The organism is Actinomadura sp. 7K534 (assembly GCF_004348575.1).
Taxonomy (GTDB): Bacteria; Actinomycetota; Actinomycetes; order Streptosporangiales; family Streptosporangiaceae; genus Spirillospora; species Spirillospora livida.
In genome coordinates, this window is sequence record NZ_SMKB01000157.1 from 1 (window position 1) to 17179 (window position 17179).

At 72.3% G+C, this 17179-nt stretch carries 16 protein-coding genes and 1 tRNA gene; 7 read left to right on the forward strand and 10 right to left on the reverse strand.

Translation table 11 applies throughout. From position 1 onward, the window contains the following. Positions 1-214: 214 nt before the first annotated feature. Positions 215-1252, reverse strand: coding sequence for a D-alanyl-D-alanine carboxypeptidase family protein (locus E1266_RS25575; protein WP_132051155.1), 1038 nt, complete (start codon positions 1250-1252; stop codon positions 215-217). An 82-nt stretch (positions 1253-1334) separates the two neighbouring features. Beyond that, the gene (locus E1266_RS38195; RefSeq protein ID WP_165966206.1) at positions 1335-1679 is read right to left on the reverse strand and encodes a hypothetical protein; all 345 of its coding nucleotides are present in this window, start codon (positions 1677-1679) and stop codon (positions 1335-1337) included. 251 nt (positions 1680-1930) lie between these two features. Between E1266_RS38195 and E1266_RS25580 the strand changes: the two genes are divergently transcribed. After that, a tRNA-Arg gene (locus E1266_RS25580) sits at positions 1931-2003 on the forward strand. 56 nt (positions 2004-2059) lie between these two features. On the opposite strand, the gene E1266_RS25585 is transcribed toward E1266_RS25580, so the two are convergent. Further along, a complete protein-coding gene (locus E1266_RS25585) occupies positions 2060-2914 on the reverse strand; it encodes an alpha/beta hydrolase (protein ID WP_132051157.1) in 855 nt (284 codons plus the stop codon). Between the two features lie 14 nt (positions 2915-2928). Then, complete coding sequence (locus E1266_RS25590) at positions 2929-3336, reverse strand: hypothetical protein (RefSeq protein WP_132051159.1); 408 nt, start codon at positions 3334-3336, stop codon at positions 2929-2931. A gap of 180 nt (positions 3337-3516) precedes the next feature. Between E1266_RS25590 and E1266_RS25595 the strand changes: the two genes are divergently transcribed. From E1266_RS25595 to E1266_RS25605, 3 genes are all read left to right on the forward strand, one after another. Next, positions 3517-5064, forward strand: coding sequence for a serine/threonine-protein kinase (locus E1266_RS25595; protein ID WP_132051161.1), 1548 nt, complete (start codon positions 3517-3519; stop codon positions 5062-5064). Continuing rightward, positions 5061-6566, forward strand: a complete 1506-nt coding sequence (locus tag E1266_RS25600; RefSeq protein WP_132051163.1) for a serine/threonine-protein kinase — start codon at positions 5061-5063, stop codon at positions 6564-6566. The genes E1266_RS25595 and E1266_RS25600 overlap by 4 nt, the downstream gene beginning before the upstream one ends. Before the next feature lie 210 nt (positions 6567-6776). Beyond that, positions 6777-9404 carry a cellulose binding domain-containing protein gene (locus tag E1266_RS25605; RefSeq protein ID WP_279436346.1) on the forward strand — a complete coding sequence of 876 codons (2628 nt, stop codon included), beginning with the start codon at positions 6777-6779 and terminating at the stop codon, positions 9402-9404. 88 nt (positions 9405-9492) lie between these two features. On the opposite strand, the gene E1266_RS25610 is transcribed toward E1266_RS25605, so the two are convergent. Beyond that, positions 9493-10449: a chitinase gene (locus E1266_RS25610; RefSeq protein WP_243718862.1), complete on the reverse strand. Its 957-nt coding sequence runs from the start codon at positions 10447-10449 to the stop codon at positions 9493-9495. Further along, a complete protein-coding gene (locus E1266_RS25615) occupies positions 10446-10967 on the reverse strand; it encodes a lytic polysaccharide monooxygenase auxiliary activity family 9 protein (protein ID WP_132051167.1) in 522 nt (173 codons plus the stop codon). The genes E1266_RS25610 and E1266_RS25615 overlap by 4 nt, the downstream gene beginning before the upstream one ends. 356 nt (positions 10968-11323) lie before the next feature. Between E1266_RS25615 and E1266_RS25620 the strand changes: the two genes are divergently transcribed. Both E1266_RS25620 and E1266_RS25625 read left to right on the forward strand, forming a co-directional pair. Continuing rightward, entirely contained in the window at positions 11324-12139 is an 816-nt protein-coding gene (locus tag E1266_RS25620) for an SAM-dependent methyltransferase (protein WP_132051169.1), read from the forward strand. Positions 12140-12151: 12 nt separating this feature from the next. Continuing rightward, a complete protein-coding gene (locus E1266_RS25625; protein ID WP_243718864.1) occupies positions 12152-12550 on the forward strand; it encodes a YchJ family metal-binding protein in 399 nt (132 codons plus the stop codon). A gap of 13 nt (positions 12551-12563) precedes the next feature. Here the strand turns inward: E1266_RS25625 and E1266_RS25630 are convergent, their stop codons facing one another. Beyond that, on the reverse strand, positions 12564-13718 hold the full coding sequence (locus tag E1266_RS25630) for an MFS transporter (protein ID WP_132051171.1): 1155 nt from the start codon (positions 13716-13718) through the stop codon (positions 12564-12566). 62 nt (positions 13719-13780) lie between these two features. Here E1266_RS25630 and E1266_RS25635 point away from each other — a divergent pair, with 62 nt between their 5' ends. Beyond that, entirely contained in the window at positions 13781-14950 is a 1170-nt protein-coding gene (locus E1266_RS25635; protein ID WP_132051173.1) for an ROK family transcriptional regulator, read from the forward strand. 13 nt (positions 14951-14963) lie between these two features. Here E1266_RS25635 and E1266_RS25640 read toward each other — a convergent pair whose 3' ends face one another. The 3 genes from E1266_RS25640 to E1266_RS25650 form a co-directional block, all read right to left on the reverse strand. Continuing rightward, complete coding sequence (locus tag E1266_RS25640; protein ID WP_132051175.1) at positions 14964-15371, reverse strand: cupin domain-containing protein; 408 nt, start codon at positions 15369-15371, stop codon at positions 14964-14966. Then, complete coding sequence (locus E1266_RS25645; RefSeq protein WP_132051177.1) at positions 15371-16192, reverse strand: phosphoenolpyruvate hydrolase family protein; 822 nt, start codon at positions 16190-16192, stop codon at positions 15371-15373. The genes E1266_RS25640 and E1266_RS25645 overlap by 1 nt, the downstream gene beginning before the upstream one ends. Next, on the reverse strand, positions 16192-17179 hold a 988-nt coding region (locus tag E1266_RS25650; protein WP_207945909.1), incomplete at its 5' end, for a Tm-1-like ATP-binding domain-containing protein. The genes E1266_RS25650 and E1266_RS25645, both read right to left, overlap by 1 nt.

A 17179-nucleotide genomic window follows, 5' to 3' on the forward strand; every position in this document is an offset into this window, starting at 1 on the left:
GAAGCCGAGTGCGGCGTCCGCGCGGAGCCGGTGTCCCTTCTGCGGCAGGGCGCAGAGGTACTTCGACGGGATCAGCCCGTTGGGGAACTGCTTGGCCTCGGTGGCGAGGCCCTCGTCGCACGTGAGCCGCGCTCTTCCCCGCCCCACCGCCGAACGGCCGGCCCGGTCTCACCAACATGACCGCGGGCCGTTCCGGCGGGGGCGGATGGGTGGGTTACTCGTATTCGGATTCGGTGCCGAATTCCCAGTGCCAGGGTTCGAAGGGGTTGCTGTAGGCCCAGGCCGGGTGGTACCAGCCGTACTTTTCGGCGTTGGCCTCCATCCAGTTGAACTGGATGGAGCCGGAGCTCTGGATGCCGCCGCAGAGGTCGAGGGCCTGTCCCTTGCCGTGGTTGCTCGTCCCGGGGACGGCCGCGAAACCGGGTCTCCGGGCGTAGACGGAGTGCTGCTCGGAGAGGCTCCGGTACGCGTCGGTGACGCACATGTCGCGGCCGAAGCGGCGCTTGTAGGCGGCGTTCAGCTTGTAGAAGCCGAGTGCGGCGTCCGCGCGGAGCCGGTGTCCCTTCTGCGGCAGGGCGCAGAGGTACTTCGACGGGATCAGCCCGTTGGGGAACTGCTTGGCCTCGGTGGCGAGGCCCTCGTCGCACGTGAGCTGCAGCCGCTTCAGCCGGCTCACCGACAGCTTGTCGAGCATCGCGTTGAGCTGCTTGGTGAGCTGCGCCGACTTGGTCTTCAGCCCGTCCACCTCCTGCTGGAGGCGGGTCTGCTCGACCGCGTTGCTCGACTGGAGCTCCTGGGCGGTCGAGGCGAGGCGCTTGCGCCGCGACTGCAGTTCGTCGGCACGGTCCACAAGGGCCTGCTGCGACCTGGCGAGGAGCGTGACGTCCGCCGTCGAACGCAGCGCCTGGCCCGGGTCGCCGCCGCCGAAGATGGACATGGACCCGACGGCCCCGCTCTGCTGGTACGAGCTGTTCGCCAGCCTCGCGAGCGGCTCGCGGATCCGGTTCAGCTCGGCCTCGGCGACCGCCAGGTCCTTCAGCGTGCTGCGGAGCTTGACCTGGGAGGCCGCGAGGTCCTTCTTCCGGGTCTGCATCTGCTTCGTGGCCTTCTCCAGCTCGGTGCGAGCCTTCGACGCCTCACGGCGCAGCGACTCCACGGAGTCGGCGTCGGCCGCGACGGCGACACCGTGCGGAGCGAACATGGTCATCACCAGGAAGACCGCGGTCAGCGCCGCCGACCGGGGGTTCGGCACGGTGGTTTTCCTCCTGATGCCCAAATGCGGAACAGCGGCAGAACGGTACTACACGTTCTACGATGACCTGTGCGTAATCGGTTCAGCGGCCACGGTCACCATCGCGATCACGGCGGTCGTCGCACCACCGGCGCATCCACCAGACCTCCTGCCACTCCGGCGGGCACGGCCTCCTGGTCCTGGCGCGGGACGGCGTCGGGGTCGCAGCGGGCTTCGTCCTGCTCGGTGTGGTCGTGGGGACGGGCGTCGGCCTCGGGGGCGCCTTCGTCGCCACCTGCGGCTCCGCCTCGGGCGCCACGTACTCCCCGTACGTCGGCTCGACCCCGGGGATGACCGGCACCTGCTGCTGCACGGAGGTGGCCGCCGTATGCGGCTCGTTGTCCGCGGGCTCATCGCGCAGCCCGAAAGCGATTAAGGAAGCCGTCACCAGGAGCGCGCCGGAACCAGCGGCGACCGCGAGCCTCCGCCTGCTTCTGGGCGGACGCTCAGCCACCTCGTCCTCGGCAGACCTGCCACTGGGCTGCCCGCGATGCCGACCCGTCACGGCACCGAAGCGTACCCACCGCGGCCCCACCTGGCCTAGAGGCCCCAGCCGCCCCTTAAGAGGGAGCGCGCAACGGGTTCCGTCCCCTACCCTGTAGGTGCCGTCCGCTACGCTCTTGCCGCGAGCGACGACACGCCTCCGTAGCTCAGGGGATAGAGCACCGCTCTCCTAAAGCGGGTGTCGCAGGTTCGAATCCTGCCGGAGGCGCCCGATCAGCAGCACGAACACGCCCCCTGACCTGGGCCGCCCCAGCCCTCTGAGGGTTAGGCGGGGGTTTTGCTTTCCAGGGTTTTCAGGGCCTCCAGTAGGTAGTCGCGGAAGACGCGGTGGTTCTCGCTCATCGGGAAGTGGCCGATTTCCTCCATCTTGATGAAGGTGGCGTTCTGGATCGCGCCGGCGGTGCGGGCGCTGTCCTCCGGGGTGGTGAGGTAGTCGTACTCGCCGGTGAGCATCACCACGGGGCAGCGGTTGCCGTCGATCTTGTCCAGGTCCTCGCGGAGGTCGTGGTCGACGGAGTAGAAGTGCAGGTCGCCCTTGAACGCCTCGGAGCCCTGGGAGTAGTAGAACCAGGTCTTCCAGCGGTCGGACTCGGGTGACTGGGGGGCCATCAGGTCCCAAACGCCGCTCGCGCAGACCTGGGCGGCGTTGGCGTGCGGGTGCTGCCACCAGTCGAGGTAGAAGCCGGGTGAGTAGTCGGCGCCCTCGACCGACAGGACGCCCGCGAAGCGGTCGGGGTGGCGCAGGGCGAGCTGGAGTGCGACGTTTCCGCCGAACGAGGAGCCCATGAAGATCGGGTCCTCGAGTTCGAGGGCGTCGCAGAGGGCGACGATGAAGTTGACGAAGTGGTCCGCGGTGAGCTTGTACTCCTCCTTCCACCACTCGGTGTTCTCGGGCGGGTCGGACTTGCCGTGGCGGGGCAGGTCGTAGGCGATCACGCGGTGGTTCGCGGTGATCGCCGTGTCCTCCAGCAGGTCGCGCCACTGGTGGTTGTGGCATCCCGCGGTGTGCTGGCAGACCAGAGGCTGCCCGGTGCCGTTCTCCAGGTAGAAGACCTTGTACTCCAGGCCGTCGGCCTCGACTGTCACGTAGTGCCCGGTGACCGGGGAAATCCTGCTCACGATGATCTCCTTCCTCAGACCGGTGAGCCGACGACGCGGAGCAGCTCGATCTGCCGGGTGATGCAGCGCAGGTTCTGCATGAGGACCAGGACGTCCCCTTCGAGCCGCATGTCCCGCTGGAAGCTGGCGGCCCAGATCCCGTGGTGCATCGGCGCGGGCACCGGCTCGCCGAAGCCGCGCCAGGTGTCGGTGCCCGCCCGGATCGCGAAGTGGTAGGGCACATCGAGCGGACCCGGGTCCGTCGTGACCTCGGTGACCCGCCCCGACTCCACCTTGATCGCGTAGCTGCGGTCGGTGGCGTCGAGGAGGTAGGTGCAGGTGAAGTACTTGCCGTGGGCCTGGATCTCGGGATCGTCGTTGCTGGCCGCGGCGAAGGCGTCGGCCCAGTCGCGGCCCGGCCCGGCCTTGAGTGGTGCGGTCATGATCGGAACTCCTCCCAGCGCTTTCAGCGAGCGCCATACCCGACCGATAGCGACACACGGGGATTTGATGGCCAATACCTGGTCAAAGTGGGGCATTTCTCCGCTTCGTCCGGGGTGATCTCCAGGCGCTACCGTGTGTTCGACGCGCGCTCGGAACGATGGGGAAGGACCGACGCTCAGATGTCCGAACGGGTGCTCGCCGGGCGGTACCGCCTCCGGGAACGGCTCGGCAGCGGCGGGATGGGCACCGTCTGGTCGGCCGCGGACGAGACGCTGCGCCGCACCGTGGCGGTCAAGGAGATCGTCTTCCCGGACGTCCTCACCGCGGAGGAGCGCCGGGTGGCGACCGCCCGGGCGCAGCGGGAGGCGCGGGCGGCGGCGCTGGTCGACCATCCCGGCGTCATCACCGTGCACGACGTGGTGATCGAGGACGAGCGGCCGTGGATCGTCATGGAGCTGGTGAGCGGCGCGTCCCTCGGCGAGGTGCTCCGGCGGGACGGCCCGCGCACGCCCCAGGCCGCGGCCCAGATCGGCCTGCAGGTGCTGGACGCGCTCGACGCCGCGCACGAGAAGGGCGTCGTGCACCGGGACGTCAAGCCCGGCAACGTGCTCCTCGCCGAGGACGGCCGGGTCGTGCTGACCGACTTCGGCATCGCGAGCATCGAGGCGGACCCGGGTCTCACCCGCACCGGGACGTTCGTCGGCTCGCCCGGATACATCGCCCCTGAGCGGCTGCGGGAGCAGCCGGGCGGCCCCGAGTCCGATCTCTGGTCGCTCGGCGCCACCCTTTACGCGGCGGTCGAGGGAAGGCCGCCGTTCGAGCGGGAGAGCTCGATGGCGACGCTCGGGGCCGTGCTGACCGAGGAACCGGCGCCGCCGCAGCGGGCAGGGTCCCTTTCGCCGCTGCTGTGGTATCTGCTGCAGAAGGAGCCGTCCGCGCGGCCGAAGACGGAGGACGTGCGGCGGGTTCTGCGGAATGTGTCCGCCGGAATGCCGTCCGGGCTGCCCGGTGCCGCTCCGATGCCTCCGCCCGCTCCCACGAAGAAAGACCCTCGGCGGATATGGATACCCATCGCGGCGGGCGTCGCATTGGCCGCGACCGGCGCCTTGTTCATCGTCGCCTTGGCCGTCAATGCCTCCGATGGAGGGGACGAGCCCCGGCCGACTCAGGGGGCGGCGGGGTCGGCCGCGCCGCAGGCGGCGTCTTCCAGCCCGCAGGCGACGCCGTCCGCGACGCCGTCCGCTCCCGCGCTCGATCTGTGCGGGCTGCTCACCCGGCGGCAGGTGAGCCACCTGCTCCGGCAGGGAAAGCCGCTGGTCGAGGACGAGGACGATTCCTGCGGGTGGGCCGCCGCGAAACGCGGAGTCGTGATCACTGATCTCGGCCGCTCCGCCGGTGACCCGCCGTCGCGGTCGCCGGCCGAGGCGCACAACAAATTCGTGAGCACGAAGAACGCGTCCCGGGGCGGGGTCCATTACTGGGGATGGCCCGAGATCGACGTGAACCACGTAAAGGCGCGGGGAAGCGGGGCGAGCAACCTCAGCGGGGTGGGTGACGAAGCCTTCTCCTACACTTCCACGGGTCTGTCCAAGCCCATGGACATATCCGGTGTGGTGCTGCGGGTGAAGAATTCGGTGCTGCGGGTCGAGCACATGTACGAGCGCGGCACCGCGTCCCCCGGCGAGGTCCGCCAGGCGGCGCGGCAGATCGCGCGGGCGGCGGCGTGACCACGTCGCCGCGCACGCTCGCCGGCCGCTACCGGCTCGTCCGGCGCCTCGGCGAGGGCGGGATGGGCGTGGTCTGGCTCGCCCACGACGAACTGCTCGGCCGGGACGTGGCGGTCAAGGAACTCCTGCTCCCCGGCCATCTGAGCGCGCAGCAGCGCGAGCACGCGGCACAGCGCGCCCTGCGCGAGGCCAGGGCGGCCGCTCTGCTGCAGCACCGGTCGATCGTCACCGTGCACGACGTCGTGGTCGAGGAGGGCGGACCGTGCATCGTCATGGACCTGCTTCCCGGCCGCTCCCTGGACGCGGTGCTCGCCGCCGACGGCCCGCTGCCGCCCGACCGGGTGGCGCGCATCGGCCTGGAGATCCTCGGGGCCCTCCGCACCGCCCACGCCCAAGGGGTGCTGCACAGGGACGTCAAGCCCGCCAACATCTTCCTCCGCGAGGACGGGCGCGCCATCCTCACCGACTTCGGCATCGCCGCGCTGGAGGGCGACGCCACGCTCACGCGACCGGGTACGCTGATCGGGTCCCCTGCCTACATGGCGCCCGAGCGGGTGCGGGACGACCTCAGCGGTCCCGCCTCCGACCTGTGGTCCCTGGGCGCGACGCTGTACGCCCTGGCCGAGGGCCGCCCGCCCTTCGCGCGCAGCAGCATGATGGGGACGCTCGGGGCCGTCCTGTCGGACGAGCCGGCTCCGCCTCGCGCCGCCGGGCCGCTCGAACCGCTGGTGATGGGGCTTCTGGTCAAGGACCCGGCCGCGCGCCTCGACGCGGAGGCGGCCGAGGCGTTCCTGCGGGGGCTGGTGACGGGCGAGCACACGGCTCCTCCCCCTCCGGCCGCCCCGGTCACGTCGCCGCAGCCCGCCTATGACGGACGTCCCACCGTTCCCGCCGGGCCGCCGAAAACCGGCCGGGGCTGGCTCGTCGCGGCCCTCGCCGGCGCGGTGGCGACGGTGGTGGTCGTCGTGACCGTGCTGGTCATCGTGCTTCGCGATCGGGAGGAGCCGCCGCCACCGGCGGCGCGGGAGACGCCGTCCCCGTCCCCGAGCACGGCCGAACCGGTGCGGTTCGCGACCGCGCCCGCCCCGTGCGGGCTCATCACCGCCGAGCAGGCGGGCGAGCTGGTGCGCACGTTCCACAATCACGCCGATGAGAGCCCCGACTCGGACACCGGCCAGCCGCGCAAGGAGTGCGTCTGGCAGACCTCCGCCACCGCGGAGGGGGACGAGCGGCTCAGGCTCACGCTCCGCACCGCGGCGAGCACGGCGGCGGCCCGCCGGCTGCTCGCCGAGGAGCGGGAGAACGCGACCGAGCGGGTCACGCCGCTCTCCGCCCTCGGCGAGGCCGCCTTCGCGACGACCGGCCCGGACGGCGGTGCCGTCGTCTTCTTCGGCGTCGGCAACCTGGTGTCCGAGATCCGGTACGACAGCGGACGGGAGCGGCAGGACGAACTCGCCCTCCAGGCGGCGCGGTGGGCCCGCACGTCCCTCGAACGCGCCTGAGAACCGGCGCCATTCCGCTTTTCCTTGAAACCCACGGGTCTTCTTTCATCGGGCCGAGCCTTGTCAGGGCTGGTCGAACGGGCAATTCCGCGGAGCGCAGCGGCGCCTCGTGAAACACGTTGACGAGTCGAATCGCTTCGATCACTCTCCTGGACAGCGGTGTCGCCGACCTGGAGGGCTTGTCCGATGCGGAGATCGTTCACTCGCGCGGTGGGGGCCGTCGCGGCCACGTTGGCGCTGGTCGCCGGGGCGGTGGTGGGGGTCGCCACCGCCGCGCCCGCGGCGCCCGCCGCCGAGACCTATGCCTGGAAGAACGTGCGGATCGACGGGGGCGGATTCGTACCCGGCATCATCTTCAGCCGCAAGGAGAGAAACCTCGTCTACGCGCGCACGGACATCGGCGGGGCCTATCGGTGGGACCAGCCGGGAAGGCAGTGGGTGCCGCTGCTGGACTGGGTCGGGTGGGACGAGTGGGGGTACAACGGCGTGGTCAGCCTGGCCGCCGATCCGGTTGACGCGAACCGGGTCTATGCGGCCGCCGGGATGTACACCAATGACTGGGATCCCAACAACGGCGCGGTGCTGCGCTCGTCCGACCGGGGCAGGACGTGGCGGACGGCGGAACTGCCGTTCAAGCTGGGCGGCAACATGCCGGGACGCGGAATGGGCGAACGGCTCGCGGTCGACCCCCACGACAACCGGGTGCTCTACCTGGGGACGCCCGAGGGCAACGGGCTGTGGCGGAGCACCGACCAGGGCGCTACCTGGGCGAAGGTGAACAGCTTCCCGAACCCGGGCGACTACGCCGACGATCCCGGCGACAGCAGCGGTTATGGCAGCCACCGGCCGGGCGTGGTCTGGGTGACGTTCGACGAGAGCGACGGCACGGCGGGCACGCCGACCAGGACGATCTACGCCGGAGTCGCGGACAAGCAGAACACCGTCTACCGCAGCACCGACGCAGGCGCGACCTGGGAGCGGGTACCCGGTCAGCCCACGGGTTACATCGCGCACAAGGGCGTGCTGGACGCGACCAACCACGTCCTCTACATCGCGACAAGCGACACCGCGGGCCCCTACAGCGGCGCTAAGGGCGACGTGTGGAAACTCGACACGCGCTCCGGCGCGTGGACGCAGATCAGCCCCGTGCCGTCCAGCAGTTCCGACGCGTACTTCGGCTACAGCGGCCTGACGATCGACCGGCAGGACCCCGACACGCTGATGGTCGCCACGCAGGTGTCCTGGTGGCCCGACATGATCATGTGGCGCAGCACCGACGCCGGCGCGACCTGGACGCGCATCTGGGACTGGACGAGCTACCCGGACCGGAGCTTCCGCTACACCCACGACATCTCGGAAGTGCCCTGGCTGACGTTCGGGTCCAACCCGGCGCCGCCCGAGGTGACCCCGAAGCTGGGCTGGATGAACGAGTCGGTGGAGATCGACCCGTTCGACTCCGACCGGCTGATGTACGGGACGGGCGCGACGATCTACGGCACCGAGGACCTCACCAAGTGGGACGCGGGCGGCCAGATCGGGATCCGGCCCATGGTGAAGGGCCTGGAGGAGACCGCCGTCCTGGACCTGGTCAGCCCGCCGTCCGGCGCGCCGCTGATCAGCGGGCTCGGCGACATCGGCGGGTTCCGGCACGCCGACCTCGGGGCCGTTCCGCGGACGATGTTCACCCAGCCCGTGTTCACCAGCACGACGAGCCTCGACTACGCCGAGGCCAATCCGGGCGTGGTCGTGCGGGCCGGGAACTTCACCGACTCGGATCGCCCGAACGACAGCCACGTGGCGTTCTCGACGGACGGCGGGGCGAACTGGTTCCAGGGCACCGAGCCCGGCGGCGTCAACAACGGCGGCACGGTCGCCGCCGCGGCGGACGGCGGCCGTTTCGTCTGGGCGCCCGGTGACAGCGGCCAGCCGGTCGTCCACTCGGTGGGTTTCGGCAACAGCTGGAGCCAGTCGTCCGGCGTGCCCGCCAACGCGATCGTCGAGTCGGACCGGGTGAACGCGAGCAAGTTCTACGCGGTCTCGGGCGGCCGCTTCTACGTCAGCACCGACGGAGGCGCGTCGTTCTCGGCGGCGGCGTCCGGGCTGCCGACCAGCGGGGTCCACTTCAAGGCGCTGCCCGGCGGGGAGGGCGACATCTGGCTCGCGGGCGACACCGGCCTGTTCCATTCGACCGACTCCGGCGCGAGCTTCACCAAGATCTCGAACATCTCCGACGCCGTGAACGTGGGCTTCGGCAAGGCCGCCCCGGGCGCGAGCCACCAGGCGCTCTACCTGATGGGGACGGTCGGCGGCGTGACCGGGCTGTTCCGGTCGAACGACGCGGGCGGCACCTGGACGCGCATCAACGACGACCAGCACCAGTACGGCAACGCGGGCGAGGCCCTCACCGGCGACCCGCGCGTCTACGGCCGCGTCTATCTCGGCACGAACGGCCGTGGCGTCATCTACGGCGACACCTCCGACACCACGCCGACGACCCCGCCGACGACCCCGACCACCACACCGACCACTCCCCCTGGCGGGACCGCGTGCAGCGCCTCCTACGAGACGACGGGGTCCTGGCAGGGCGGTTTCCAGGGTGAGGTCACCGTCCGCAACACCGGGACGGACCCGCTCACGGCATGGCAGGTCTCCTGGACGTTCGGCGGCGGCCAGACCGTCGCCCAGTCCTGGGGCGCCAAGGTGACGCAGGAGGGCACGGCGGTCACCGCGGCGAACGAATCGTGGAACGGGTCCCTGGCCGCCGGGGCCACCACCACGTTCGGCTTCATCGGCACCGGCTCGGCCGGAACCATCGCCCCGGACTGCTCCGGCCGGTGACACCGAGGGGCGGGCGGACACAGCCGCCCGCCCCGGTGACCGTCCTACAGCAGGCGCGGGTTCACGCCGCCGTAGCCAACGGATGCGATCAGCAGGTCAGGTTGCCGCCGGTGGGCACGCCCAGGCGCTCAGTGAACCTCCGGTAGGTGTCCACCCTGCTCTGCACCTGGGCGGGGTTACCGCCGTCGCATTCGATGCTGCCGTTGATACTGCGGATCGTCTGGCCGAAGCCGTGCCCGTTGACCATGGCGTTGTGGCCGGTCATCGAGCCCGGACCGCGCTGGGTCATCCAGTACCAGAGGGCGGTCTTCCACGCCACGGCCGAGTTCTGCTCCACCTGCCACGGGTTGTGCAACAGGTCGAGGCCGAGCGCGTCGCCCGCCGCCTTGTAGTTGAAGTTCCAGCTGAGCTGCATGGGGCCGCGGCCGTAGTAGGCCGCCTGCCCGGCAGGACAGCCGTAGGGCTGGCCGCGGTCGCAGTAGTGCGGGTAGTTGGCGCTGTTCTGCTCCACGATGTGGACGAGCCCGCCCGTCTCGTGGCTGACGTTGGCCAGGAACGCCGCCGCCTCCTGCTTCCGCGTCGTGTCGCTGCCTGTGGCCGCGAACGCGGGGAAGGCGGCGATGGCCGAGGTCAGACCGGCGTAGGTGTAGAAGGAGTTGCGGTTCGGGAACAGCTGCTGGAACAGCGACTCGCTCACGACGAACCCGCCCGGGCCACCGGGCCCGCCGGGGTCGTCGCAGGTGTACGGGTCCCAGAACCAGTGGCTGATCACCGGGTCGTAGCCCGGGTTCTCATGGACGGCGATGTAGTGGTTGCCGTCGGTGTACCGGACGATGCTGCCGACCGGGTACCACTGCCCGGCCACCCAGTTCGGCGCGTTGCACGCCGCCGCGGCGGCCTGCGACGCGGTGGCAGGGGACGGAACGGCGGACATCGTCGCGACCGCGAGGATCGCGGCGCCGAGCAGCGCCAGGACGCGTTGCGGTATCAGGGTGCGCTGCTGTGTCCGGGTGCGTTGCGGTGTCCGGGTGCGTTGCGGTGTCACCGCACCTCCAGGTCGACGCAGGCGTAGAAGGCGTTGGCGGTGTCGGCGATGTTCCACACGGCCAGGACCTTCTGCCGGCCGCTGACGCCGCCGAGGCCGATGGTGTGCGAGACGGTGGCGGGCGGCTGCTGGCCGTGGCCGTCGACCACCGCGACGCGCCGGCCTCCGACGTAGTACTCGTAGTTCAGCGTGCGGTGCCGGGCGGTGAACGTCCAGGTGAAGGTCACCGTGTTGCCGACGGAGGTGACCCGCCAGCCCTTGCCGTCATCGTCCAGCTCGCGGAACCGGGCGTTGCCGCCGCTGCAGCTGCGCAGGCCCTTCGGCCCTTCGACGCTCTGCGGCTCCCACTGGATGGCGCCGCACTGGACGATGCGCTGCGCGCACTGGGCCTGCCGGCTCAGCGGCGCCGAGACGTAGCCGTGGGCGTGGGCGGCGGACGCCGGAAGGATCACGGAGAGGAGGGGGGCGATGCCGAGGCCCGCCACGATGGCGGCGAGCCTGGGTCCTGTCTTCTTCATGCGGGGATTCCCTTGCGTTCGGGGTGGGTCGTGTTCGACGCGCGCCGTGCACTGGGGGGAGCGGGGGCTGCATGGAGACTCCATCTGATAGGAAACTTTCCTATCAGCTAAGCAAGACGGTAACGCCGCGCCCGGAAGCGGACAAGGGTCGGTGCCGGCGGGCCCGCCGGGCGTGCCGAGACCAGCGCAGGCCGGAAACCGAACCAGCCTCGCGCCACCAGGATTTCGTCAGTGTTCCGCCATCATCCGGTCCGCGTTCAGCAGTTTCTGCCCAGCGGGCGGCCACTACCCCGTGATGGACATGCAGGGTCCAGAGATGGGTAGGGAACGGCAAATATCGTCCGGAGGGACCGGTGATGGCGAAGCGACCGCGGCCGGAGATCGACACGAGCGTGCCGCAGTCGGCGCGGATCTGGGACTACTGGCTCGGCGGCCGGGAGAACTACCCCGTGGACCGCGAGGCCGGTGACGCCGTCCTCCGGGTGCTGCCGGGGATCGCCGGCTCGGCCCAGCAGGACCGCGCCTTCCTCGGCCGCGCGGTGCGCTTCCTCGTCACGGCGGGGATACGGCAGTTCCTGGATCTCGGATCGGGCCTCCCCACCGTCGACAACACCCACGACGTGGCGCAGCGCATCGCGCCGTCGTCCCGGATCGTCTACGTGGACAACGACCCGCTGGTCCTCGACCACGCCCGTGCCCTGCTGACCAGCACCCCCCAGGGGGCGTGCGACTACATCGAGGCCGACATCCGCGACACGGAGGACGTCCTGTCCGGCGCGGCCCGCACGCTGGACCTCGACCGCCCGGTCGGGCTGATGCTGCTCGGGGTGCTGAACCACATCCTGGACGACGACGAGGCGGAGCAGATCGTCGCGCGGCTGGTCCGCAGGCTCGCGCCGGGCAGTTACCTGGTCATCTCGCACACCTGTGACGCCACGACCGACGAACTGGACGGCGCGGCGATGCGGCGGGCGGTGCGGGAGGTCATGGACCGCGGCGGGACGCCGATCCGCGCCCGGTCCCCGCAACAGATCGAGCAACTCTTCGTGGGCGCGCGGCTGGTGGAGCCGGGGGTCGTGTCGTGCTCGCGGTGGCGCCCCGACCCGACGCGGCCGCCGGGCCCGGAGGTTCCGCACTACAGCGGCGTCGGCGTCGTCCCCGGCGACTCCTGACAGAATCGGGACGTGGCGAAATCGGTGCCCAAGTCGAAGAAGTGTCCCTGTGCTGCCGGGCCCCGGTACAAGGACTGCTGCGGGCGGCTGCATCGGGGCGAGGCGCGGGCCGAGACCGCCGCGGAGCTGATGCGGTCGCGGTTCAGCGCGTTCGCCGAGCGGGACGAGGCGTACCTGCTGCGGAGCTGGCATCCCGCCACGCGTCCGGAGGGCATCGACTTCGACTCCGGGACCCGATGGGTGCGCCTGGAGATCGTCCGGGAGGAGAACGGCGGCCCCGGGGACGACAAGGGCACGGTCGAGTTCCGCGCCCATTACCTGGACGGCTCGACGCCCGGCGAACTGCACGAGGTCAGCCGGTTCGTCAGGCACGACGGCGAGTGGGTCTACGTCCGCGGCAGAGTGAGCTGACCGGAGGGCCACGTCACGCCGCCGGGTGCGCCCTGAGGCGCCATCCGCAGCGGACGAGGAGGATCAGCAGCAGCGCGGGCGCGACGAAGACGGCGGCGCGCAGGGTGGTGAGGTCGGCGAGCGTCCCGAGGGCGAGCGGGGCGATGCCGATCGCCACCCCGGACGCGAGGGCGCAGCGGGCGGCCGCCCGGACGGGCTGAGCCGGCCACGCGGCGAGCGCCCGCGCGAGGATGACCGGGTAGAGCAGCGCGACGCCGAGCCCGGTCACCAGCAGCCCGGCGACCGCGACGGAGGCGGGCGCCGCCCATAGGACCGCGAATCCGGCGACGCCGACGGCCGCCGCCGCGACGACCAGCCGGTCGGCCCCGCCCGCCGCGCGGACGATGGGCCCGGCGGCGACCCGTCCCACGGCCATGCCCAGCACGAACGCGGCCGAGAGCGTGGTCGCGGTGCCGGAGCCGAGGCCCTTGACCGACCGGAGGAAGTCGGCGGCCCAGAAGACCATGCAGAACTCGACGCCGACCGCGAGCACCAGATCGGACCACCGGCTCACGAACGCGCGCGGCGCCCGGCTCCCGGCGTCCGGCGGGACGTCCGCGCGCGTCACCGGCACCACTGCGCGCCGCGTGAGCAGCAGGATCGCGGCCAGCGCCAGCGGCGGGACGGCGAACGCGAACCGCCACCCGAGCCCGGCGGCGAGCGCCGCGCCGATCAGGAGCGGCGACAGCACGGACGCCGTGCTCGCCACCGCGTTCGCCTCGCCGATCGGGACGGCCCCGTCGCCGCCGTGCAGCGCCCGCAGCCCGGCCGGGACGAGCTGGACCAGCCCAGCGCCGCCCAGCCCGAGGACGAGCGCGCCGATCCCGGTCCCGACCCGCCCGCCGCCGGCGGCGATGATCCCGGCGCCGCCGGCCAGCGCGGCCAGCGCCGCGGGCAGCGCCAGCCGCCCGAGCCGCTCCGCGAGCCGGTGCCCGACGAGCCCGACGACCACGAGCCCCAGCGCGAACGCCGACGGGTAGAGGGCCACCTCGGCGCGCGGGAGCCCGCGCTCCGCGCGCAGCTCGGGCAGGATCGCGCCGAGTGCCGTCAGCAGGTAGCCGAGGCAGCCGAACGCCAGGTAGAGGCCGAAGGTCGAGGAGGTGCGCCGCAGCACCGCGGACTCGCTCATGGTCACCCCGGGAGGAATATGCTCGTGCCACGAGGATAATCTGGAACGGCCAGGATGTCACCATGCAGCCGAAGACCGCGCACTCGGCGCGGGCCCTGCGCAGCCAGGGCGCGCTGGCCGTGCTGCGCCACGTCCACGCGCACCCGTCCGCGACCCGGGCGGACGTGGCGCGGGCGCTGGGGCTGAGCAGCGGATCCGCAGCCGAGATCACGGCCCGGCTCAAGGCGGCCCGGCTGGTCCGGGAGACCCCGCCGCCCCGCGCGAGCGGGCGCGGCCGGCCGTCCCCCGTCCTCGGCGCCCATCCCGAGGGGCCGCTGGTGTGCGTGGTCGCCATCAGCCACGAGGAGTGGCGGGTGGCCTGCGTGGAACTCGGCGGGCGCGTCATCACCGAGGACAGCGGCCGGCACGCCGGATCCCCCGGCCTCGTCGGGACGCTCGCCGCGCGCGTGGCCGCGCTGCACGCCCACTACGGCGGGCGCGTCCGCGCGGTGTCGGCCGGCGCCGCCGGGACGGTCAGCGGGACGACGATCATCCAGGCGTCCGGGCTGGGCTGGCGGGACGTCGCCCTCGGGCCGCTCCGGCCGCCCGGCGTTCCGCTGCTCGTCGGGAACGACGCCTCGCTCGTGGGGCTCGCCGACGCCCGGCGCGGGGCCGGGGCGGCGGCGCGGGTCGTCCTGCACCTGACGGTCGAGGTCGGCGTCGGCGGCATCCTCGTCGTGGAGGGGCGGCCGGTGGACGGCGCGACCGGCGCGGGCGGCGAGTTCGGGCACATGCCGTTCGGCGACCCCGCGCTGGAATGCCCGTGCGGGGCCCGCGGCTGCTGGGACCTCGCGGTCGACGGGCGCGCCATGGCCCGCGCCCTCGACCGTCCCCCGCCCGCCGACCCGCGCACCGCGGCCGGCGAGATCATCGCGGCGGCGGCGTCCGACCCGGCCGCGCTGGACGCCGTCGCAGGCGCCGCCCGCGCACTCGGACGGGGCATGGGCGCCCTGGTCAACGCCCTCGACCCGGACGTCGTCACCCTCTCCGGCCTGGCCCTCGACCTGGACGCGCGCACACCCGCGGCCCTGCGGGACGGCTACACCTCGGCCCTCATGCGCTACCGCCGCGCCGCGCCGCCGCCCGTCCTGCGGTCGCCCCTCGGCCCGCAGGGCCCGCTCATCGGCGCCGCGGACGCCGCGTTCGACATCCTGCTCACTGAGGAGGGCCTGGAGACCTGGTCACGCGGCTGACCTGGTCACGCGGTCAAGCCTGGCTCCATTCGGGGATCGCGCCCGCCGCGAGCAGGCGCAGGTCCGGTGCGGCCTCAAGGGCCTTCTCCTCACCGCCCGGCGTGTAGGTGACGATCAGCCGGAGCGGGCGCCACGTCGCGTTGTACGTCGAGTGCCAGACGCCCTTCGGGATGTGGACCGCGTCGCCCTCGCCGATCCGGAACGGCTTGCCGTCGTCCACCATCTGCGCCGCCTCCCCGGAGATCACGTAGATGATCTCCTCGGCGCCCGGGTGGTTGTGCCGCGCGTGCCCCTTGCCGGGATTGACGATCACCTCGCCGAGCGTGCTGCCCGCGCCGGGCACGGACGACGGCGTGACGAACCACTTGATGGACCCCCAGTCGAAGGTCATCGTCGTCACGTCTCCTGGGTTGACCAGCATCAGAGCTCCAGATTCTTGAAGGCGGCCACCTGCCGCGTGATGGCCCGCTCGGTCGGCAGGCGCTCGACCGAGGACGCCCCGAAGAAGCCGACGACGCCCTCGGTGCGGGAGAGCACGTACGCCGCGTCGTCCGGTTCGGCGATGGGCCCGCCGTGGCACAGCACCAGGACCTCCGGGCGGACGGCGAACGCGGCGTCCCGCATGGCCTGGACCCGCTCGACCGCCTCGTCCAGCGTCAGCGCCGTGCCCGCGCCGATGCTGCCCTTCGTGGTGAGCCCGACGTGCGGCACGAGGACGTCGGCGCCCGCCTCCGCCATCGCCCGCGCCTGGTCCTCGTCGAAGACGTACGGGGCGGTGACCAGGTCGCGCTCGTGCGCGAGCCGCACCATCTCGATCTCCAGGTCGAAGCCCATGCCGGTCTCTTCGAGGTTCTGCCGGAACACGCCGTCGTACAGCCCGACCGTCGGGAAGTTCTGCACGCCCGCGAACCCCATGGCCTTCAGCCGGTCGAGGAACACCGGCATCACCCGGAACGGGTCGGTGCCGCACACCCCGGCCAGGACGGGCGTGTCCGCCACGACCGGCAGCACCTCGGACGCCATCTCCACCACGATCTGGTTCGCGTCGCCGTACGGGAGCAGCCCGGCGAGCGACCCGCGCCCCGCCATCCGGTACCGGCCCGAGTTGTAGATGATGATCAGGTCGACCCCGCCGGCCTCCGCGCACTTGGCGGACAGCCCGGTGCCCGCCCCCGCGCCGATGACGGGCTCGCCCTCCGCGACGGCGGCCCGGAGCCGCTCCAGGACGGTTCCCCGCTTCATCACGCTCCCTCCGAGATCATCCGGTGCAGCCGGTCGGCCATCGCGCGGCCGAACGACGGATCGTTGATGTTCACGTCGAGCCGCTCCGTCTCCACCGCGCCGTCCACCGCGCCCGCCATGGCCGCGAAGCACGCCTCGTCCGCCGCCGGGTCGTGGAACGGCATGCCCGGCGCGTCCAGTGCCGACACGCCCCCGAGCGGGACGAACAGCGCCGCCGGGCCGGTCGCGGCGGCCAGCTTCGCCGCCACCCGCCGCCCCAGCTCCGCCATCTCCTCCGGCGTCGTCCGCATCAGCGTCACGGTCGGGTTGTGGACGTACAGGACGCGCCCCTCGAACCGCTCCGGGACGGTCTCGCGCGGCCCGAAGTTGACCATGTCCAGCGCGCCGGGCGCCACGACCTGCGGCACCCCGCGCCGTCCCGCCGCCGTGAGCCGGTCCGGCCCGGCCGACAGGACCCCTCCCACCAGGTCGTCGGCCAGCTCCGTCGTGGTCAGGTCGAGCACGCCCTCGACCAGCCCGCTCTCCACCAGCCCTTCGAGGGCCCGGCCGCCCGCCCCGGTCGCGTGGAAGACGAGCACCTCGTAGCCCAGCTCTTCGAGCCGCTCCCGCGCGGCGTCCACCGCCGGCGTCGTCACCCCGAACATGGAGGCCGCGACCACGGGCCGCTCGTCCGCCGCGGGCGCCGCCCGCACCGCCTCGTACGCCCGCGCCATCCCGGCCGCCGCTGCCGCCGCGTTCCCGAGGACCAGCCGCGTCACCCGGTTCACGCCCGCGATGTCGGCGACGCTGTACATCAGCGTGACGTCCTTCGCGCCCACGTACGGCGTCACGTCCCCCGACGCCATCGTGGACACGATGAGCTTGGGCAGCCCGATCGGCAGGTCCCGCACGGCCCGCGCCGCGATCGACGACCCGCCGCTCCCGCCGACCGCGAGCACGGCGTCGACCCGGTCCAGCCCGGCGAGCACGGCCGCCGCGCCCTCCCCC